The sequence below is a fragment of the Aquirufa sp. OSTEICH-129A genome, from assembly GCF_054558355.1.
Genome location: NZ_JBPXKC010000003.1, coordinates 302,960 through 324,273, shown reverse-complemented (window position 1 = coordinate 324,273; position 21,314 = coordinate 302,960). Strand labels below are relative to the sequence as shown.

General features: G+C 39.2%; 15 protein-coding genes. 6 read left to right on the top strand and 9 right to left on the bottom strand.

The features are described 5' to 3' along the window. Window positions 1-6: 6 nt before the first annotated feature. Window positions 7-2,862: an excinuclease ABC subunit UvrA gene (uvrA, locus tag SKC36_RS07865; RefSeq protein WP_459465544.1), complete on the bottom strand. Its 2,856-nt coding sequence runs from the start codon at window positions 2,860-2,862 to the stop codon at window positions 7-9. 86 nt (window positions 2,863-2,948) lie between these two features. On the opposite strand from uvrA, the gene SKC36_RS07860 reads away from it, so the two are divergent. Together SKC36_RS07860 and SKC36_RS07855 are read left to right on the top strand one after the other, a co-directional pair. Continuing rightward, a complete protein-coding gene (locus SKC36_RS07860) occupies window positions 2,949-3,554 on the top strand; it encodes a hypothetical protein (protein ID WP_459453354.1) in 606 nt (201 codons plus the stop codon). 160 nt (window positions 3,555-3,714) lie between these two features. Beyond that, entirely contained in the window at window positions 3,715-4,680 is a 966-nt protein-coding gene (locus tag SKC36_RS07855; protein ID WP_459453355.1) for a ribonucleoside-diphosphate reductase small subunit, read from the top strand. Between the two features lie 51 nt (window positions 4,681-4,731). Here SKC36_RS07855 and SKC36_RS07850 read toward each other — a convergent pair whose 3' ends face one another. Beyond that, window positions 4,732-5,313 carry a HupE/UreJ family protein gene (locus SKC36_RS07850; protein WP_459465542.1) on the bottom strand — a complete coding sequence of 194 codons (582 nt, stop codon included), beginning with the start codon at window positions 5,311-5,313 and terminating at the stop codon, window positions 4,732-4,734. Window positions 5,314-5,379: 66 nt separating this feature from the next. Between SKC36_RS07850 and SKC36_RS07845 the strand changes: the two genes are divergently transcribed. Then, window positions 5,380-6,990, top strand: coding sequence for a GMC family oxidoreductase (locus SKC36_RS07845; protein ID WP_459465540.1), 1,611 nt, complete (start codon window positions 5,380-5,382; stop codon window positions 6,988-6,990). A gap of 40 nt (window positions 6,991-7,030) precedes the next feature. Then, the gene (locus SKC36_RS07840; RefSeq protein ID WP_459453358.1) at window positions 7,031-7,465 is read left to right on the top strand and encodes a nuclear transport factor 2 family protein; all 435 of its coding nucleotides are present in this window, start codon (window positions 7,031-7,033) and stop codon (window positions 7,463-7,465) included. Here SKC36_RS07840 and bioA read toward each other — a convergent pair. From bioA to SKC36_RS07825, 3 genes are read right to left on the bottom strand one after another with little or no spacing between them, the layout of a single operon-like run. Continuing rightward, entirely contained in the window at window positions 7,455-8,762 is a 1,308-nt protein-coding gene (gene bioA, locus SKC36_RS07835; protein WP_459465538.1) for an adenosylmethionine--8-amino-7-oxononanoate transaminase, read from the bottom strand. The two genes, SKC36_RS07840 and bioA, sit on opposite strands and share 11 nt — an antisense overlap. After that, on the bottom strand, window positions 8,740-9,351 hold the full coding sequence (bioD, locus tag SKC36_RS07830) for a dethiobiotin synthase (protein WP_459465536.1): 612 nt from the start codon (window positions 9,349-9,351) through the stop codon (window positions 8,740-8,742). Before bioD ends, bioA begins: the two co-directional genes overlap by 23 nt. After that, window positions 9,348-10,490 carry an aminotransferase class I/II-fold pyridoxal phosphate-dependent enzyme gene (locus tag SKC36_RS07825; protein ID WP_459465534.1) on the bottom strand — a complete coding sequence of 381 codons (1,143 nt, stop codon included), beginning with the start codon at window positions 10,488-10,490 and terminating at the stop codon, window positions 9,348-9,350. Before SKC36_RS07825 ends, bioD begins: the two co-directional genes overlap by 4 nt. Window positions 10,491-10,799: 309 nt before the next feature. Here SKC36_RS07825 and rho point away from each other — a divergent pair, with 309 nt between their 5' ends. Both rho and SKC36_RS07815 read left to right on the top strand, forming a co-directional pair. Next, on the top strand, window positions 10,800-12,317 hold the full coding sequence (rho, locus tag SKC36_RS07820; protein WP_459465532.1) for a transcription termination factor Rho: 1,518 nt from the start codon (window positions 10,800-10,802) through the stop codon (window positions 12,315-12,317). Next, entirely contained in the window at window positions 12,318-13,145 is an 828-nt protein-coding gene (locus SKC36_RS07815) for a dioxygenase family protein (protein WP_459453363.1), read from the top strand. 5 nt (window positions 13,146-13,150) lie between these two features. Here the strand turns inward: SKC36_RS07815 and rocD are convergent, their stop codons facing one another. The 4 genes from rocD to gcvP all read right to left on the bottom strand — a co-directional run bounded on the left by rocD (window position 13,151) and on the right by gcvP (window position 21,285). Beyond that, window positions 13,151-14,371, bottom strand: coding sequence for an ornithine--oxo-acid transaminase (gene rocD / locus SKC36_RS07810; RefSeq protein WP_459465530.1), 1,221 nt, complete (start codon window positions 14,369-14,371; stop codon window positions 13,151-13,153). A gap of 269 nt (window positions 14,372-14,640) precedes the next feature. Then, entirely contained in the window at window positions 14,641-15,816 is a 1,176-nt protein-coding gene (locus SKC36_RS07805; RefSeq protein ID WP_459465528.1) for an acetyl-CoA C-acyltransferase, read from the bottom strand. 21 nt (window positions 15,817-15,837) lie between these two features. Then, a complete protein-coding gene (locus SKC36_RS07800) occupies window positions 15,838-18,243 on the bottom strand; it encodes a 3-hydroxyacyl-CoA dehydrogenase/enoyl-CoA hydratase family protein (RefSeq protein ID WP_459465526.1) in 2,406 nt (801 codons plus the stop codon). A gap of 159 nt (window positions 18,244-18,402) precedes the next feature. Next, window positions 18,403-21,285, bottom strand: coding sequence for an aminomethyl-transferring glycine dehydrogenase (gene gcvP, locus SKC36_RS07795; protein ID WP_459465524.1), 2,883 nt, complete (start codon window positions 21,283-21,285; stop codon window positions 18,403-18,405). Window positions 21,286-21,314: the final 29 nt, after the last annotated feature.

Below are 21,314 nucleotides of genomic sequence, written 5' to 3'. Positions count from 1 at the left end.
GTAAACTTACAGTTTTTTGCCAAGTATTTTTTGACTTAAATAATAGGCAGTGGGATTATTCTCCAATTGGACCATTTCTTCAGGACTACCTTCAAAACAGATTTGTCCTCCTGCTTCTCCTCCATCTGGTCCTAAATCTATGATATGATCAGCACATTTTATAACCTCCATGTTGTGCTCAATGATGATGACACTATCACCCTGTTCCACTAAATCATTTAATGCTTTCAATAATTTTTTGATATCATGAAAGTGAAGACCAGTAGTGGGCTCATCAAATATAAACAAGGTTTTTCCTTTATTTGGATTTCCTTTACCCAAAAAGCTCGCTAGTTTCACACGTTGAGCTTCACCTCCCGATAGGGAATTAGAAGATTGGCCCAATTTGATATATCCTAGGCCTACTTGAAATAATGGATCTATTTTTTCAGCAATTTTCGGAGTTTTACTTTTGAAGAATTCCACACCCTCTTCCACGGTCATGTCAAGAATTTCTGCGATATTTTTGTCCTGAAATTTGACATCCAAAATCTCTTGCTTGAATCGGCTACCTTGACAAGATTCGCATACCAATTTAATATCTGCCATGAATTGCATTTCAATGGTAATCTCGCCCTCTCCTTGACAGGTTTCACATCGGCCGCCTTCAACATTAAAAGAGAAATGGGAAGGTTTATACCCCCTGGTTTTTGCTAAAGGTAATTCTGAATATAAAGCACGTATAGCATCGTAGGCTTTGATATAAGTTACAGGATTCGACCTAGAAGATTTGCCAATGGGCTGTTGATCGACCATTTCTACCCCAGCAATTTGGGATATACTGCCCTTCAACTCTTTGAATTTACCCGTTTCTTCCGTGCCTAATTGCAATTGCCGAAGCAATGCAGGATATAATATTTTCCGTATTAAAGTTGATTTGCCAGAACCACTAACACCCGTTACCACAGTCAATATTCCCAGTGGGATTTTTACGGAGACATTGCGTAAATTATTTTCACTAGCTCCAATGATTTCAATGTGGGCCAAACTCTTTCTTCGGAAGCTTGGAATCTCGATACGATCCTTTCCTTGCAAAAATTGCATGGTATGACTGCTTAAATCATGTCTTGTTAGCGCTTCCTCTAAGTTTCCTTGGAACATGAGCTCACCTCCATGCCTACCAGCCTCTGGGCCAATATCTATGATTTGATCAGCAGCTCGCATGATATCTTCTTCATGTTCCACCACGATAACGGTATTGCCCATTTGTTTGAGCATCAATAGGACTGAAATTAGTCTTTCCGTATCTCTAGGGTGTAAGCCAATACTGGGTTCATCTAAAATGTACATAGATCCCACCAATGCGCTGCCTAAAGATGTAGCAAGTTTTATGCGTTGGAATTCTCCTCCTGATAAGGTAGAACTAAGTCGGTTTAAGGTCAAATAGCCCAAACCTACTCGATTCATATAATCCAATCTATTTTTGATTTCTATTAAAATACGACGGGCTACCTGTTGGTCTGCTTCCTCCAATTCCAATTCATCAAAAAAGTTTTTGACCTTGGAAATAGGCCAAAGTACCATATCAATGATGGAATGCCCTTGAATTTTGACATAAGCGGCATCCTTTCGTAGTCTGGAACCAAGGCATTCAGGGCAATTCGTTTTGCCACGGTAGCGAGAAAGTAAAACCCGGTATTGAATTTTATAGGTTTCTTTTTCTAAATGGTCAAAGAATTGGGTTAATCCTGCAAAGTATTTATTGCCCGTCCAAAGTAATTGTTTTTCCTTATCTGTCAGATCTTTATAAGGTCGATGAATCGGGAAATCAAAACTCACGCCATTTCGAATGAGTGGATATAGCCATTCGCTCATTCGTTCACTTCTCCAAGGTGCAATGGCCCCTTCATAGATGGATAATTCAGTATCAGGAAATACCAAATCAGGGTCTAAGCCCAATACTTTACCATAGCCTTCACAATTTTTACATGCACCGTAAGGATTATTGAAGGAAAAAAGATTGAGGCTAGGTTCTTCAAATGAGATACCATCTAACTCAAATTTATCAGAGAATATTTTTCTTGGATGACCCTCTAATTCAACCCAGCAAATCCCTTCTCCTTCAAAATAGGCTGTTTGGACAGAATCACCCAATCGAAACTGCGTTTCTTCATCATCTGCTTTACTGATGAGTCGATCTATCAATATGGCCAAGTCGGCCGAATTTTTATCTATTTTTTTTAGTTGGTCATCGTCTTCAACCAATTCCTCCAAATTTAGAATTTCATCCCCAAGTTTTAAACGAGTGTAACCTTTTTGGATTAAAAGTTGGCATTCATTTTTAAGACCTCGTCCTTCATGGCGAAGTAGAGGTGCCAGGATAATGACTTTCTTTTGAGGAAATTGCATAATCCAGTCTACGATGACTGAAACAGAATCTTTTTTTACTTCCAGTCCAGAAACAGGAGAATATGTTTTTCCAATTCGGGCAAACAGCAATTTGAGGTAATCGTATATTTCGGTAGTTGTCCCTACTGTAGATCTTGGGTTTTTGGTATTGACTTTTTGTTCAATGGCAATGGCAGGAGATACACCTCGAATATAATCCACCGCGGGTTTTTCCATACGGCCCAAAAATTGCCTAGCATAACTGTTTAAGCTTTCAACATACATGCGTTGGCCTTCAGCAAAAAGGGTATCGAATGCAAGGGAAGATTTTCCGGAGCCAGACAATCCTGTAATGACGACAAGTTGGTTACGAGGAATCGCGACATCCAAATTTTTTAAATTGTGTACACGAGCACCTTTAATGATGATGTGTGTTCTAGGGTCTAAATTTTCAATACCCTCGGTGTTTACCAAACTCGAATTCGGATGATTCATATAACAAAATTATCCTTTAATTTTGTTAATCGTATTTTCAAAATCATAATCCAGCATTTTTTTCGTTTTTACTCAAAAAAATATTTATGAAACACCTATTCTTACTTTGTTTTTTATTCAGTTGCGGTGTGGTTTTTGATTCCAAAGCGCAAGAACCCGTAGTTATCAAAGAAGATGGAGCCAAAGGGGATTTGGATGTAGAGCCAGATGTTAGTGAATTAAGCTTTCGTCAAAGACTACATTTTGGTGGTGGATTGTCCGGATTGAGCTTTGGAAATCCAACGAGTATTGGTGTTTCACCCATGCTGGGCTATCAATTAGCTAATAATACGATTGTTGGAGTGGGATTGACTTACCAATATTATTCGGTTAATTATGGTGGAAATATTGGAAAGCTGACGAGTAATTTATTAGGAGAGCGACTGTTCATTCGTCAATATATTCCAACCCTGACCGCCTTATTAGGACAAAGTTATTTAGTGGGTCAAGTGGAAAATTATTCTAATTTGTCTGACAACAATGTGAGTAATTATTTTGGTTATTCAAATCCCGTATTAGTGGGAATAGGAATCGGTTCAAAGCTTGGGATTAACTTGTCTGTCATGTATGACCTAAATTATGGTTCTTCTTCAGGTAAGGTTTCTCCTTATGGCTCAGCTTTGGTTGTACAAGTGGGAGGATTTTTCTTTTAATTTTCAAAACATTTTATTGATTTTAGGGTATACATGCTAGAAAGAGGCATTGCTTTTAGATTCTAAGATTTTTCATTTTTTTAATGATCAATCTCAGTTTTTTTCTCGCATAAATGCTTAATTTCGAATTAATGTTTTACCCTAATTATCTAACCTAACAATGACTGAACCTCTTTTGGTGGAAGACCCCAACCGATTCGTACTTTTCCCTATTAAACACAACGATATTTGGAAGTTTTATAAACAAGCGGAAGCTTCTTTTTGGACTGCAGAGGAAATTGACTTACAACAAGATTTAGCTGATTGGAAGAAAATGAATGACGGAGAACGTCATTTTATTTCTCATGTTTTGGCATTTTTTGCCGCTTCAGATGGGATTGTCAATGAAAATCTAGCCAATAACTTTTTGAAAGAGGTTCAATATGCGGAGGCTAAATGTTTCTATGGTTTTCAAATCATGATGGAAAATATTCACTCTGAAACATATTCCTTGTTGATTGATACTTACATTCAAGATCCAAAAGAAAAAGATCGTTTGTTGAGAGCCATTGAGACCATCGATTGTGTTAAGAAAAAAGCAGATTGGGCATTGAGATGGATTGAGAGCGACAGCTTTGTGGAGCGATTGATTTCATTTGCAGCAGTAGAAGGTATCTTTTTCTCCGGGTCATTCTGTTCTATTTTCTGGTTAAAGAAACGTGGCTTAATGCCAGGTTTATCTTTCTCCAATGAGTTGATATCTCGCGATGAAGGATTACACTGTGATTTTGCATGTTTACTTTACATGGATCACATTAAAGGTAAAGTATCTCAAGAGCGTGTTTATGAGATTATCACCAATGCCGTTGAGATTGAAAAGGAATTCGTAACAGTAGCTCTACCGGTTTCTTTGATTGGTATGAATGCTGATTTGATGTGTCAATATATTGAATTTGTAGCTGACCGTTTATTGGTTTCTCTAGGTTGCAAAAAGTATTACAACGCAACAAATCCTTTCGACTTCATGGAAATGATTTCTTTACAGGGAAAAACCAATTTCTTTGAAAAGCGGGTGGCTGAGTATCAAAAATCGGGTGTTATGTCCGATAAAGACACCATGTCCTTTAGCTTAGACGAAGATTTTTAGTAGATAAAAAATATTCATTCAAATGCCTCTCAGAAATGAGGGGCATTTTTTTTACCATCTTTCCAAAATCATGGGGATGACCAAGCCAATCACGATACCTGAAATCACAAGAACCCAAGATGTCATTTTGATTTTGGTTAATCGCATTAAAAGGCTGGAAATGATTAAAATGCTAATGACCACGACGATTTGACCTAATTCCAAACCTATGTTAAAGGCAAACAAGGGACCTATGATGGAACTTTCTTTACCTAAGAGACTTTGAAGGTAATTGGAAAAACCCAGGCCATGAATCAAACCAAATACCCCTACTAATGCATATTTGATGATCGAGTTTTCTTGTTTTTTTGTGCCTGCTTCCATAAAGGTGAAATTACCGATTGCGGAAAGTAGGATGGTGCAAGGAATTAAAAATTCGATCCAATGCATGGATACTTGAATCCATCCAAGTGTGGCTAAAGCTAAAGTCATGGAATGCCCCAAGGTAAAGGCTGTAATTAAGAAGAAGAGGTTCTTACTATCAGAAAAGCGGTAAATGCAGGTCAGAGATAAAATAAATAGTAAATGATCTAAGGCCTGAATATTTAAAATATGTTGTAATCCTAGCGTTAAATAGGTATTAAAATAGGTCATTATTAGGTGGTTTTTGTGTAAAATTATTGAAATTCAGGAAAATAATGCAAATCGACCTTTTTAATTATGTCTAGTTTTGACTACATCATTGTGGGTGCGGGTACGGCTGGCTGTGTTTTAGCTAACCGATTATCGGCTAACCCTCAAAATTCTGTTTTGTTGGTGGAGGCGGGAATCCATAATCAAGATCCTCGAGTGGAAATGCCCTCTGCTTATTCTTTATTGCAAAAGAGCCATTTGGACTGGAACTTTTATACGGAGCCTCAGCCAAAGCTGAATGGCCGTAAAATTTACCAACCTAGAGGTAAAACCATAGGAGGTAGCAGTGCAATCAATTGCATGGCATATATTCGAGGAAATTCCGCTGATTTCGATGAATGGGAAGCAAAGGGGTGTAAGGGTTGGGGATATCAAGACTTGTTGCCCTATTTTAAAAAATCGGAGAGAAATACCTATTTCTCAGATGCTTACCATGGACAAGATGGTCCTATTACAGTCAGTAATGCGGTACATATTAGTCCGTTTGGAAAGGCTTTTGTGGCAGCATGTCAAGAGATTGGCATACCTACGAACGAAGATTTTAATGGAGAAAATCAGGTGGGGTCAGGCTATTTTCAATTTACTATACAAGATGGCGTTCGCTGTTCTGCTGCCAAAGGATTTATTGAGCCTGCATGGAAGCGGAGTAATTTAAAAATAATCAGTCAATTTCACGTAGCTTCTTTGATCATGCAGGGAGAGAAGGTGTTGGGAATAAATGGGTACTACCGAGGATCAAAAAAATTAACGGAATATCGAGCACAGAAAGATGTTATTTTGTCGGCAGGCTCTTTTCAAAGTCCTCAAATTATGCTTTTATCCGGGATTGGAGATGCTTCGTATTTGAAAAATTTTGGGATAGCCTCTCGGCATGATTTACCTATGGTGGGTCAAAATCTATCCGACCATGTATTTATTAATATGAATACCAGAGCCAATACAGATGGAGAATCCTATAATATGGCCTTGAATTTGAAGAATTTTGGAACCTACCTAATGAGTCATCAAGGACCATTGTCATCGAGTCCACTAGAAGCATGTGCATTTTTTGATTCCTTGCAACAATCAGATCGCCCCGACTTACAATTTCATTTTTCTTCGGCTTGGGCATATGATTTATATGATAAGCATCACTTGCCCTTATCAGATGGTTTTACGGTATTACCCACCTTATTAAAACCTAAAAGTAGAGGATATGTGGGCTTACATTCTTCAAATCCTTGGGATGCGCCTTTGATTGATCCACAATTTTTAACGGATGAAGGTGGAGAAGATTTGGCTACATTGGTTCGAGGAGTAAAGTTGGCCAAAGAAATCATGTTATCCTCAGCTTTTGAACCTTTACGTCTCCAGGATGAGGTCAATTATCCACCTGGTAAGGATTGGTCAGATGAATTTATTTTACAGCATATTCAAGATGCTTTGGAATGTGTTTATCATCCTGTGGGGACTTGTAAGATGGGAGTAGATCAAGAGGCAGTGGTGGATCCTAGCACGATGAAAGTCCGTGGTTTAGAGGGTTTGCGAGTTGCAGATGCATCTGTTATGCCTGATTTAGTGGCAGGAAATACCAATGCGGCCGTGATGGCAATCGCAGAAAAAGCCGCAGATTTAATTTTGGATTTCGATTTTGAGTAAGAATTTGATGTATATTGTTTTTATGTTTAAAAAACGAATTATGAAAAACCTATTATTAACCATTGCGTGCATGTGCACAACATTTTACCTTATGGCACAGAAAGCTGATGTGAACACGCTTAGAGAGGCGGAATTAAATCGATTTAAAATCATGGTTGCTCAAGACGGAGCAGGATTGGACAAAGTTTTGCACAAAGATTTGGTCTACATTCACTCATCGGGTACCCAAGATACCAAGGCTTCCTACATTGAATCCATCGTTTCGCAGAAGACCATTTATGCCATCATTGAGCCTGAAGAATTCAGTCAGCGTGTATATGGTAATATTGGAATCAATACTGGTATTGTCAATGTCACCAACAAAAAGGATGGAGCTTTGATGCCTGTCAATCGCTTAAAGTTTACGGACATTTATATCTTCGAAAATGGTCGTTGGCAAATGCTTTCTTGGCAGTCTTTAAAGATTAATAAGTAAGCCGTAACTCTTCTGCAAATGCTTCTAGAGCCTCATAAATGAGTTTTAGTTCCTCATTTTTGATGCAATAGGGAGCTAAAATGTACAAGGTATTTCCAAGGGGTCTTAACAAGATCCCTTTTTTTATGAAATATTGATAGGCGATATCTCGTAAGGGATGCATGTAGCCCGTTGCTTCACCTACTTGTAAATCCAAAGCTAAAATGGTCCCTTGTTGACGGATATTCTGTAAAATAGGATGATTTTGTTGTGATGCAGCCCATTCTTGATGAGCTTGTTTAATTCGTTCAATGTTGCTCCAAGTTTCTTCTTTTTCCATTAAATCCATACTGGCATTGGCGGCTGCACAGGCTAGTGGGTTGGCTGTAAAAGAATGGGAATGGAATAAGGTTTTTTTACGGTCATTGGATAAAAAATGCTCAAACATTTCATTGGAACAGCAGGTTACTCCCATAGCCATCATACCTCCTGTAAGTCCTTTAGATAAACAAACGATATCCGGCTTTTCCTGTAGATAATCAATGGCAAACCATTTTCCGGTTCTACCAAATCCAGTCATGATTTCATCTGCAATACATAACAAACCATGTTCATGTGCGAGTTGAATTAAAGCATCCAAAGTGCTAGCTTCATACATGAGCATTCCACCTGCACCTTGAACTAAGGGTTCAAAAATAAAGGCAGCATACTCTTCGGGAGCAGTTGCTAATTTGGTTTTCATATCATTCAAACAGGCCTCTGAATTAGTAGGCTGTGCGATGAATTCCACCTCAAAAAGCATATCTTGAAATGGTGCATTGAATGAACTAGGTGCCCCCAAGCTCATGGTACCAAAGGTGTCTCCATGATAAGCACCTTGCAAGGCCAGGATTTTTCTCTTTTTCGTATTTCCTTGATTATGGAAAAATTGGAGAGCCATTTTTATGCCGACCTCCACCGCGGTGCTACCGTTGTCAGAGAAAAAGACTTTCTGAAAGTGTGTAGGTAAATGACTTAATAGTCTTTCTGATAATGTGATGGCAGGTTCATGGGTAAAGCCAGCAAAAATCACTTGCTCAATTTTAAGCGCTTGTTCGTAAATTTTTTGTGCCAAATAGGGGTGGCCATGACCATGAATATTGACCCACCAAGAACTGATGGCATCCAAGTATTTCTCATCATTTTCACCATAAAGCCAGCAACCTTCCCCCCTTATGATTGGGATAGAGAAAGGTTCAATTTGGTGCTGAGTGAAAGGATGCCATATAACGTCAGCATCCCTTTGAACGTAAGAATTATAATTGGACTTGTTCGGCATAATGATTTATCACATTTTCATCTATTTTTTGCTCTTCAAGCACCCGTAAAAGTAGGGGCAATTGAGTATAATTCAGAATGAATTTTTCTCCTGATGGATTTTCAGGCCCATTAAAAATGATGCCCAAAACAGGGATTCCTCTTTTTTGAAGTATTTCAAAGCTCATTAAGGTATGGTTGATACTTCCCAGGTAGTTTTTACTGACAAGAATGACTGGAGCATCAAGCTGTTTTATTAGATCTAAATTTGTTTCATGATCATTGATAGGAACCATCAAACCACCAGCTAATTCAATCACCAAGTTTTTAGAGCTTGCTGGTTTTTGAAATTGATGTAAGCTTATGCTAACCCCATCTATTTCAGCTGCAGTATGTGGCGACAAGGGTTGAGTAAGTCGAAAGGTAGAAGGCCAAATAGTCAGCTCGGGGTGCTTGACCCATTGCTGAATCCAATAAGCATCTCCTTGGTCTAAATCACCCGATTGAATGGGTTTCCAATAATCGGCCTTTAAGGCTTTTGTAAGAATAGCGGAAATGACGGTTTTCCCAATTTCAGTTCCGATTCCTGCTACTATGTAAGTCTGACTCATATGTTTGATTCTAATAATTGAATTAAATCAAGGATATCTTGCTGTTTGGTTAAGGCATTTAAGGTGATTCGAATACGTTCTTCTCCTTTAGGAACTGTTGGATAAACAATTGGTTTTAGTCCAAAACCTTTTTCTTGTGCTATCTGAGCGATTCGTCTGACTTCTTGATTTCCTGGTACCAGTAAGGTCTGTATGGCACTTTGGCTTTTTCCCCAATGGGCATGTTGCGTATGTTCTTGAAAGAAGGAGATGTTTTCTTTTAATTTTTCTCGGAGCTTATCGCAACCTTTTATGAAATGAAGGGTAGTCAATAATGCTGATACGTGGGCAGGGGAGGGGGCGGTTGAATAAATAAAGGATCGCGCGAAATTAATTAAGTATTGTCTCAATGTTTGTGATCCTAATACGACGGCTCCTGCATTTCCCCAAGCTTTTCCAAAGGTGATCACACGAGCAAATACATGATCTATCAAGTCCAACTCAGCTACTAAACCAGCCCCGTGAGGTTCATAGACACCACCAGCATGAGCCTCATCTACAATTAATTCAAAATCGTGGATCTGCTTAAGTTCAACTATTTTTTGAAGAGGAGCTAGGTCCCCATCCATGGAATAGACTGATTCTACCACGACCCATTTTATTTGATTAGGGTATTTGGCCAGCTCCATGTCCAAGTTTTGCCAGTCGTTGTGCTTGAAAATCACCTTTTTACCTTTACTCAAGCGTAGGCCATCAATGATGCTAGCATGGAGGAGTTGATCACAAAAAATAACATGATCTTCCTGACAAAGGGAAGAAAGCAAGCCAAGATTCGCTTCAAATCCTGATCCAAAAAGTAAGGCAGATTCTGCTTGGTGCATGAGGGCACAAGCCATTTCAAAATTTTCTGTCAAGGAATTATTTCCTGAAATTAATCGAGAACCTGTGGCTCCATTGATTGGAATTAGCCCCTTGTTCTCAGCTAACCAACGTTCAAAATCTTGGCGAATCAATGCATTTAATTCTTGATTTCTGGCTAGGCCCAAGTAATCGTTGGAGCAAAAATCAATAAATTGATCTACAAATTGAAGGCTCCTTAATAAGCCATTTTTTTGACGGATTTCTAATTGATCGACTAAAAACGGTAGGTTCTTGCTCATGATATTCAGGCAATAAAAGTACAAAAATAATGAGCCGTAGCGGGTAAATAATATGCTTATCCCCCAATTTTATCCAAAATATTGATTAAACGTATAAAAAACTTAGAAAAGGCTTGACAAATTCAGTGTTGTGACGTAGTATTGCACTGCGCTTCAATATCGTAAGCGCTCTATTCAATATTCCAGATTCCATTCCATCTATTGTTTGTTTCAAAATTTTGTAGATAATCTGCTTTTTTGCATATCACAAAATCCTTTTGAAAAGGAATCGGGACTGTTATTCATTTAAGATTCATCATTTCCCATTTTATGGAAGAGAAACCGATCAGGAGAGTAAAAAAAGTACAAGAAGATTTACCTGCTACTGAGCGCCCCAAAAGGCAAAGAATTAAAAAAACTGGCGAAGATCAAGATGCTTCAACACCTAGTTTCCAACTAGATGATGCAGCACCTGTTGTGAATACTCAGCCTAATCAATCTTCAGCGGATACTGTCGCCACTACGGAAGAGCCAATTGAATATGATGCCATCATCCCTGCCGATGATTTTATGGTTGATACTTCTTTTGTTACTGGTGAAGAGAACGGTGCGGAAGCTCGTTCCACACAAGGAAGTCCGGAAGATTTGAAGAAATTACCCAAAGAGGAAGCAGCAGTTACCCCTCAACCGCATTTCAAACGTTCAAATTACAATCAAGTAATTAAGGAATTGGATGGCCTGATTGAAAATGAAGGTGTATTGGAAATCATGCAAGAGGGAGGATATGGATTCATGCGTTCTTCGGATTACAATTATTTAGCATCACCTGATGATATTTATGTTTCCCCATCACAAATCAAAATGTTTGGTTTGAAAACGGGGGATACAATCAAGGGTACGATTCGTCCTCCGAAAGAAGGCGAAAAGTATTTTGCCCTGTTGAAGATTGAGACGGTAAATGGTAAAACTACCGACGAGATTCGTGACCGAATCAACTTTGAATATTTAACTCCTTTATTTCCAGAGGAAAAGTTGAATCTATCTACATCGGCAGATAATTATTCTACGCGTATTTTGGATCTTTTTGCCCCTATAGGTAAAGGCCAGCGTGGAATGATTGTGGCGCAGCCTAAGACTGGTAAGACGGTTTTATTAAAGGATATTGCCAATGCCATTTCGCGTAATCATCCAGAAGTATATTTGATTATATTATTGATCGATGAGCGTCCTGAAGAAGTAACTGATATGCAACGTTCTGTACGTGCGGAGGTGATATCTTCGACCTTTGATGAACAAGCGGAGCGCCATGTAAAAGTGGCAAGTATTGTCTTGGAAAAGGCAAAACGTATGGTTGAATGTGGTCATGATGTGGTTATTCTATTGGATTCCATCACACGTCTAGCCCGTGCATATAATACGGTAGTTCCTTCATCTGGTAAAATTTTATCTGGTGGTGTGGATGCGAATGCATTGCATAAACCCAAGCGTTTCTTTGGAGCAGCTCGTAATGTGGAGAATGGCGGTTCTTTGACCATCATTGCTACAGCCTTAATCGAGACAGGTTCTAAGATGGATGAGGTTATTTTTGAAGAGTTCAAAGGAACGGGTAATATGGAATTGCAGTTAGATCGTAAATTGTCTAACCGTCGTATTTATCCTTCTATTGACGTAACGGCATCGGGTACTCGTCGCGAGGATTTATTAATGGATCCGGCTGTATTACAGCGAGTTTGGATATTACGTAAACACATGTCCGACATGAACTCTGTAGAGGCCATGGAGTTTTTACAACAGCAAATGAAAGGTACAAGGACGAATGAAGAGTTCTTGGTATCTATGAATCGATAGATGACTATTCTTCCTAAGGAGCTATTTTCATTGGAAAAAACAGCGAACCTACAACCGGTTTGGTTTGTGGGCCATGGGAGTCCCATGAATGCCTTAGCCGATAATCCATTTACGCAGCATTTACAAGTATTAGGACAGACCGCTTTGGAGCAAAACACGCCCAAAGCGGTCTTAATTATATCTGCACATTGGCTAACTAGAGGAACATTTGTGCAGGCAAGTGAGCAACCTAAAATTATTTATGATTTTGGAGGATTTCCGCCAGCATTACATCAATATCAATACCCAGTAAAGGGAGATGCTGCAGAGGCTAATTTTTTAGCCAGTCATAGTGCCAAGATACATTCCACCACTGAGTGGGGCTTAGATCATGGGGCATGGACAGTCTTATGCCATTTATTTCCTAAGGCTAATATTCCTTGTTTTGAGGTATCTATTGATTATGGACAAGCTTTGGAATACCATGTAAGCTTAGCTCAAGAATTACAATTTTTACGTGAAAGAGGGGTATTGATTTTAGGAAGTGGAAATATTGTTCATAATCTGCGTGCCAGTGTAGCTAATTTAGGAAATGGACGAGAGGCATTTGCTTATGATTGGGCTCAAGAATTTGATGCCTGGTCAAGTCAAAAAATACAAGACAAAGATTTAAGCGCTTTGATTCATTACGACGGAGCACCAGGCGGGATGGAATCAGTTCCTACTCCCGATCACTACATTCCTATGTTGTATTCGTTAGCTTTGGCTAGAAAAGGAGAAGAAGTTCATTTTACTTATGATGAATTAGTGTATGGTGGTATTTCTATGCGTTGTTTTGAAATAAAATAATCAATTTATTGATAGGATAATATGGTCTGCTCAATGATTTGGCAGGCTTTTTTTATGTCATTTTCTGAAATACATAAAGGAGGTGCTAATCGTATTTTATTGCCATGCGTAGGTTTGGCTAATAAACCTGATTTCATCATGGAAAGACAAATGTTCCAGGCAATAGGGCTATCTTCGTCAGTATTAATTTCAATGGCACAGAGGAGGCCTTTGCCCCTAACTTCTCTAATAAGTGGGCTTTTTTGGCTTAAGGATTGTAAGAAATTCATTAACTGATTCCCCCTGATTTGGGCGTTTTCTATCAAATTTTCATCCTCTAAAATATCAATGGCTTCTGAAGCAATAGCACAGGCGAGTGGATTTCCGCCAAAGGTTGAACCATGTTCACCCGGTCTCAGAGTTAGCATGATTTCGTTGGAAGATAGCACAGCGGATACAGGCATGAATCCGCCGGAAAGAGCTTTGCCTAGTAATAATAAATCAGGTTTTACACCTTCGTGATCACATGCTAACCAAGCACCTGTTCTTCCTAAACCGGTTTGAATTTCATCAGCAATGAATAGTACTTGAGCTGCTTGACACAATTCTTTGGCCTTTTTTAAGTAGCTAGTTTCCGGTAAAATTACTCCTGCCTCACCTTGGATAGGTTCAATCATAAACCCTGCAACATTCGGATTTATTAGGGCTTTTTCTAAGGCATTAATATCATTATAGGGGATTTTAATGAATCCAGGTAAAAATGGGCCAAAGTTGGTATAGCTTTGAGGGTCATTGGAGGAAGAGATGGCAGCTATTGTTCTACCCCAAAAATTTCCTTCTGCTACTATTATTTGAGCTTGATTTATGGGAATCCCTTTTATTTCATAGCCCCATTTTCTTGTCAATTTAAGAGCAGATTCTCCGGCCTCTACGCCCGTATTCATGAATAAAACCTTGTCGTAACCAAATTTTTCAGCAAGTTTTTTTTCGGCCAAACCTAATTGATTATTGTGGAAAGCTCTTGAACTCAAAGTTAATTTTTCTGCTTGTTTCATCATGGCGCCGATTAATCTTGGATGGCAGTGGCCTTGATTAACCGCACTATAAGCAGATAAAAAATCCAGATATTCATTTCCTTCCACATCCCAAACGATAGAACCTTTGCCTTTTTCTAAAACTACAGGCAAGGGATGATAATTATGTGCCCCGTATGTTGATTCTAAGTCGATGTATTCTTGGGATGTCATAATGTACAATGGTATTGGACGATGGTGTTTGTATTTGGACTTTTTTTGTTTTTGGGCTTTAGGCTTTGGGTTTTAAGCTTTTGACTTTGGGCTTTGGTCTTAAGGCTTTGGGCCTTGGACTTTTAGATTTGACAACTTTTCAAAAGTTGTCAAATCTATTTCAAAAGTTGTCAAATCTCTTTCAAATCTGTTCCCTTCAAAAACAAAGGTTCCATTTTATCTGCTAAAATGGAACCTAATACTTGATAATCTTAATCAATTCCTTGATATTATAGCAGCTCGTAGATTCCAGCTACGCCTTGACCACCGCCCACACAGGCAGTTACCATTCCGTATTTTTGATTTCTACGACGCATTTCATTGAATAATTGAATGGATAATTTAGCGCCCGAACAACCTAGCGGATGTCCTAATGCTATGGCTCCACCATTGACATTTACCCCACTAGGGTCGATTCCTAAGGTTTTAATGACAGCTAGTGATTGAGCAGCAAAAGCCTCATTTAGCTCTATTTGGTCAATATTGTTTAATACTAAACCAGCTTTTTTCAAAGCGATTGGAATAGCTTCCACTGGCCCAATTCCCATTAGGCTTGGCTCTACTCCAGCGGTGGCATAACTGACCATTCGAGCAATTGGCTGAACATTCAATTCTTTTAAAAATTTCTCTGATACCACTATGACAAAAGCTGCCCCATCCGATGTTTGAGAAGCATTACCTGCTGTTACAGTACCGCCCATTGCAAATACGGGCTTTAATTTGGCTAAAGCCTCAAGTGTAGTATCTGCACGTGGTCCTTCATCTTGACTGACGATTGAAGTGCGTGTTTTTTTCTTACCTTCTTTGGCATCAAAATAATTTTCTGTCACCGATATAGGTACAATTTCAGAAGCAAATTTTCCTTCCTTAATGGCACTTAGAGCCTTTAAATGTGATTGATAAGCGAAGTTGTCTTGTTCCTCACGAGTAACTTCATACTTTTTACTCACTGCCTCCGCTGTTAATCCCATACCAATATAATAGTCTGGATGTTCGGATGCTAGGTCATAATTCAAGACCGTCTTGTGTCCTAACATCGGTAACATGGTCATGGATTCGGTTCCTCCTGCTATGACACAATCTGCCATTCCCGAACTCACCTTAGCGGATGCTAGTGCAATCGCTTCTAAACCCGATCCACAATAGCGGTTAATGATAAAACCTGGGACGTTTTTAGGCAAGGAAAGTAGTGAAATATATCTCGCCATTTGCATGCCTTGCTCTGCTTCAGGAATAGCATTTCCCACGATTAAATCGTCTACTCGACTTGGATCTAAGTTAGGAACTTGAGCGACCAAATGTTTAATAACTTCGGCAGCTAAGGTATCAGGGCGAACCGTACGAAAACCTCCTCTATTGGCCTTGGCTACAGCAGTTCTGTAACCAGCAATGATATATGCGTTCATAATCAATTGATTTTGAATGGATTAATTTCTTGGTGGTTTGCCACCATTTAATAGACTACTGATACGTTCCAATGTTTTTTTCTCTCCAGAAAGAGATAAAAATGCTTCTCTTTCTAGGTCTAATAGGTATTGCTCGGTTACCATTTGAGGACTGTCTAAATCTCCTCCACAAATAGCATAAGCCAGCTTATTAGCAATCAAAGAATCGTGTTCTGAGATATAATTACCCATTTTCATACTGAAAATTCCGGCTTTAAACAGTGCTAATCCTTGTTTTCCTTCTACCCAAACATCAGAACGCTGCTGTTTCTGAACATATCCTGCATCCGCCAAAGCTAAAGCTTCTCTTTTTGCCTCAGCAATAAGTTGGCTGCGGTTCAAAACGATTCGGTCAAATGGACGAATGTAATTCATTTCTTTGGCCTCATATGCCGAAGTACTCACCTTGGCTGTAGCAATATTCATGAATGCTTGTTGAAGTCGATTTAACTCCACATCGCCCGATTGGCGAGAATCTCCCATACGCATAGCCATTTCTTTCGTTCCTCCTCCAGCTGGAATTAATCCAACACCAACTTCTACTAGGCCCATATACGTTTCTGCATGTGCCACTAACTTGTCTGCATGTAAGCTGATTTCACAGCCTCCACCCAAGGCAAGTGTATGAGGGGCTACAACCACCGGTATAGATGAATAACGAACGCGCATCATGGTATTTTGGAATACCGCAATCATATTATTGACTTCATCAAACTCTTGATTGGCCGCAAACATGAAAAGCATTCCTAAGTTGGCACCTGCTGAGAAAGCTTCTACTCCCTCATTACCAATCACTAGTCCACGGTAATTCTTTTCGGCTAAATCGATGGCCTTTTGAATTCCTTCTAGAACGCCTTGGCCCATGGTATTCATTTTCGAATGAAATTCCAGGCAAATGATATCATCCCCTAAATCCAAGATGCTAGCATCATCGTTTTGGTATACTATTTTATCTGGTTTCAAGCTGGAAAGGAAAATTTGATTTTCAATTCCTTCGATGGCCCGATAATTTTTAGAAGTTAAATCATAATAAAGTCGTTTCCCGCCTTCATTTTTATAAAAACTGGTGAAACCGTTTTGAAGCATTTCTAATACCCAACTTGCTGCCTCCATGCCATTTTCATGCATTAAATCTAGCCCTTTCTGAACACCTAATGCATCCCAGGTTTCAAATATTCCCATTTCCCAGCCAAATCCAGCACAAATAGCTTGATCTATTTTTACCAAATCATCGGCAATTTCAGGAATACGGTGAGAAGCATAACGGAATCCATCCAAAATGGTTCTGCGATAAAATTCTCCTGCTAAATCTTTACCAGCCAATAATACTTCAAACCGTTTCGGTAAAGCATCAATTGCTTTAGAACGGTCTAAGGTTTCGAAGGAAACTTTTTGAGCCGCTCTATATTCAAAGGTTTGTAAATCAAGACTTAGAATTTCGGTTTTACCTTGTGCATTTTTTGTCTTTTTGTAAAAACCTTGTCCCGTTTTATCTCCTAACCACTTATTTTCCATAAGTTTTTGGAGCATCTTAGGTAAGATGAAAATGTCCTTACTTTCATCGTTCGATACCGCTTTATATAAGTTGTTGGCTACATGAACAGTAGTATCCAATCCAACTACATCAGACAAACGGAAGGTTCCAGACTTGGGTCTTCCAACTACTTTAGAAGTTAGTTTATCTACTTGCTCCACGGTTAAACCTAATTCTTCCACAACCTTCATGGTTTGCATCATGGAATAAACCCCGATACGATTGGCGATGAAGGCAGGTGTATCTTTACAAAGAACAGTGGTTTTTCCTAAGTTAGTTTGACCAAATCCTAAAAGGAATTGAATGACATCTGCTGAAGTTTGCGGTGTAGGAATGATTTCCAACAAGCGTAAATACCGCGGCGGGTTAAAAAAGTGTGTTCCGCAGAAATGTTTTTGAAAATCTTCACTTCTTCCTTCAGCCATTAAATGAATTGGAATACCTGAGGTATTAGAGCTGATCAAAGTACCCTTAGTTCGAATAGCATCTACTTTTTCAAATAAGGATTTTTTAATGTCCAGATTCTCCACAATAACCTCCATGATCCAATCTGCCGAAGCGATATCCTGTAAGTTATCATCAAAGTTTCCTAGCTTAATACGTTTGGCAAAATCACTAACATATAAAGAAGCTGGCTTTGACTTAAGCGTTTGTTGAAATGCTAGATTGACAATCCTATTTTTTACCAATGGATGTGTCAAGCTCAGTCCTTTGGCTGTTTCTTCAGCCGTTAGTTCCTTAGGGGCAATGTCCAAAAGCAATACATCCACTCCGATATTGGCAAAGTGACATGCAATTCTTGAACCCATGATGCCAGAACCTAGAATGGCAACTTTTTTGATCGAACGATTCATTTGAATTATGTTTTTAATTAAAAAACGTAAGCGCGTAAAGTTAATTAAATTTTGAAATGTTATGCAAGCATACTAATTTTTTTTGATAAAATATTCCACTTCTCCGCTAAACCTTGACAGCGTTTAAAACGCTGTCAAGGTTAACGAAAAAAATAAGAATTATTGCTCCATATAACTGCTAATTGGCTCGCAAGCACAGACTAGGTTGCGATCACCATAGGCCGAATCAATGCGTGACACGCTAGGCCAAAATTTATTTGCTTTAACGTAAGATAATGGGAAAACAGCCTTTTCTCTACTGTAAGGACGATTCCACTCGCCAATCAAAACCACATGTTGGGTATGTGGTGCATTTTTCAAAACATTATTGCTCTTATCGGCTAAACCATCTTCAATTTCTTGGATTTCAGCACGAATACTCAACAAAGCATCACAGAAACGGTCTAACTCTTCCTTATTTTCAGATTCGGTTGGTTCAATCATCAATGTTCCAGCAACCGGGAAAGATAGGGTAGGAGCGTGAAAACCGTAATCCATTAATCTTTTAGCAATATCTTCAGCTTCTATTCCTACGCTTGCTTTGAAAGGTCGGCAATCCACAATCATTTCGTGTGCACAACGGCCATGTGAACCCGTATAAAGAATAGGGAATTTGGTCTCTAAACGAGCTTTAATGTAATTGGCGTTTAAAATGGCTGTTTCCGTTGCCCTAGTTAATCCTTCTCCACCCATCATAGCAATGTAGGCATAGGAAATAGCCAAGATACTAGCCGATCCAACCGGAGCTGCAGAAACAGCACCATGGCTGTTTGCCTCTACAGAATCTGTCATCACGTGACCAGGTAAAAATGGCACTAATTGCTTAGCAACACCAATAGGTCCCATGCCTGGGCCACCACCTCCGTGAGGGATACAGAAGGTTTTATGTAAATTCAAGTGACAAACATCTGCACCAATGGTAGCAGGAGAAGTTAGACCCACTTGAGCGTTCATATTGGCACCATCCATGTAGACTTGTCCTCCATTTTCATGAATAATGCTACAAATTTCCTTGATCGACTCTTCGAAAACTCCGTGGGTACTTGGGTAAGTGACCATTAAGCAAGCTAAATTATCTTTATGCTCAATGGCTTTAGCACGTAATTCTTCCACATCAATATTTCCATTGGCATCACAACCCGTCACAATCACTTTCATACCTGCCATGACTGCTGAGGCAGGATTCGTACCATGTGCTGAGGAAGGAATTAAGGCCACATTACGATGGGAATCTCCACGAGAAGCGTGGTAAGCACGAATCACCATTAAACCTGCATATTCGCCTTGCGCTCCAGAATTGGGTTGCATGGACATAGCTGCAAATCCCGTGATTTCACATAACCAATCATTTAATTCCATGATTAATCGCTGGTAACCACGTGTTTGACTAGCTGGTGCAAATGGATGCATTTTTCCAAGCTCCGGCCAAGTTACAGGGATCATTTCAGTCGTGGCATTTAATTTCATGGTACAAGAGCCCAAAGAAATCATGGAATGCACCATGGATAAATCTTTGGATTCCAATGATTTTAAATAACGCAACATACCATGTTCGGAATGATAGCGATTAAAAACATCATGACTTAAAAAAGTAGATTGACGTGTTAATTTGGCAGGTATTCTCCACGTAATACTCATCTCCTCTCCTCCAATTCCTTCCATTTTAACTCGTTGGAAGAAACCTAGTATTTCAACAACATCTTCCTCTTGCGTTGTTTCATCCAAGGCAATGCTTAATTTGCTAGTATCATTTCTGAAATAGCGGAAATTACGCTCAGAAGCTTCTGCCAATTCCCTAATTTCTTCGGTATACTCACCCGTAATAACCGTTAGGGTATCAAAGTGGTGTGTATTTTCTAAGCTGAATCCTAATTTTTGAAGTCCCGCAGCCAACAGCTCCGTTAAACCATAAATCTTGGTTGCTTTATTTTTTAGCTCTTCTGGTCCGTGATAAATGGCATACGCTGCTGCCATGATAGACAAAAGAACTTGAGCGGTACAAATATTGGAAGTTGCCTTTTCTCTACGAATGTGTTGTTCGCGGGTTTGAAGCGCCATGCGCAAGGCTCTATTTCCTTCTGCATCGATGGAAACACCAATGATACGTCCAGGGATATTTCTTTTGTATTTTTCTTTCGTAGCAAAAAAGGCAGCATGTGGTCCACCAAATCCCATCGGTACACCAAATCGTTGTGAACATCCCACAACTACATCTGCACCCATTTCACCCGGAGGGGTTAAGATGGTAAGTGCCAATAAATCAGCAGCTACCACAACTTGAAGTCCGTTTTCTTTGGCTGATTCAATCAGTGCTGAATAATCAAAAACCTCACCATTGCTAGCTGGATATTGTAAAACAATCGCATAATATTGAGCATCAGTAACATCAAAATTTTGATGATTACCTACTACCACTTCGATACCTAAAGGTTCTGCTCTAGTTTTGAGTACATCAATGGTTTGAGGTAAACAAAGTTCAGATACAAAGATGGCCTCTGCTTGATTTCTTTCTGCAGGTCTTTGTCCATGCAACATAGTCATGGCCTCCGCTGCTGCCGTTCCTTCATCTAGAAGGGAGGCGTTGGCTAATTCCATTCCTGTCAAATCAATGATCATAGTTTGGTAATTCAATAACATTTCCAAACGACCTTGAGCAATTTCTGCTTGATAGGGAGTGTAAGCGGTATACCAAGATGGGTTTTCTAGAATATTTCTTAAGATAACCGAAGGCACAATTGTATCGTAATATCCTAAACCTATATGGCTTTTAAATATTTTATTTTGCCCCATTATTTGTTTGAAATCACGTAAGAATTCAAACTCTGTTTTGGGATTTGGCAGTCGTAAACCTTGTGCTAATCGTATAGGTTGAGGAACAGTTTGTTGAATTAAAGTAGTCAGACTATCCACGCCAATGGTTTTTAACATGGACGCGATATCAGTTGGATTAGAATTGTTGTGACGCAATGAAAAATCTTCCCTGTATTTGAAATTGGGGATCATAGGATGAAGGCGAAATTAGTGTGAAAAAA

Coding starts and splice junctions, on each gene's coding strand:
- uvrA (WP_459465544.1), bottom strand. CDS start 2,862: ATGAATCATCCGAATTCGAGTTTGGTAAACACCGAGGGTATTGAAAAT.
- SKC36_RS07860 (WP_459453354.1), top strand. CDS start 2,949: ATGAAACACCTATTCTTACTTTGTTTTTTATTCAGTTGCGGTGTGGTT.
- SKC36_RS07855 (WP_459453355.1), top strand. CDS start 3,715: ATGACTGAACCTCTTTTGGTGGAAGACCCCAACCGATTCGTACTTTTC.
- SKC36_RS07850 (WP_459465542.1), bottom strand. CDS start 5,313: ATGACCTATTTTAATACCTATTTAACGCTAGGATTACAACATATTTTA.
- SKC36_RS07845 (WP_459465540.1), top strand. CDS start 5,380: ATGTCTAGTTTTGACTACATCATTGTGGGTGCGGGTACGGCTGGCTGT.
- SKC36_RS07840 (WP_459453358.1), top strand. CDS start 7,031: ATGAAAAACCTATTATTAACCATTGCGTGCATGTGCACAACATTTTAC.
- bioA (WP_459465538.1), bottom strand. CDS start 8,762: ATGCCGAACAAGTCCAATTATAATTCTTACGTTCAAAGGGATGCTGAC.
- bioD (WP_459465536.1), bottom strand. CDS start 9,351: ATGAGTCAGACTTACATAGTAGCAGGAATCGGAACTGAAATTGGGAAA.
- SKC36_RS07825 (WP_459465534.1), bottom strand. CDS start 10,490: ATGAGCAAGAACCTACCGTTTTTAGTCGATCAATTAGAAATCCGTCAA.
- rho (WP_459465532.1), top strand. CDS start 10,800: ATGGAAGAGAAACCGATCAGGAGAGTAAAAAAAGTACAAGAAGATTTA.
- SKC36_RS07815 (WP_459453363.1), top strand. CDS start 12,318: ATGACTATTCTTCCTAAGGAGCTATTTTCATTGGAAAAAACAGCGAAC.
- rocD (WP_459465530.1), bottom strand. CDS start 14,371: ATGACATCCCAAGAATACATCGACTTAGAATCAACATACGGGGCACAT.
- SKC36_RS07805 (WP_459465528.1), bottom strand. CDS start 15,816: ATGAACGCATATATCATTGCTGGTTACAGAACTGCTGTAGCCAAGGCC.
- SKC36_RS07800 (WP_459465526.1), bottom strand. CDS start 18,243: ATGAATCGTTCGATCAAAAAAGTTGCCATTCTAGGTTCTGGCATCATG.
- gcvP (WP_459465524.1), bottom strand. CDS start 21,285: ATGATCCCCAATTTCAAATACAGGGAAGATTTTTCATTGCGTCACAAC.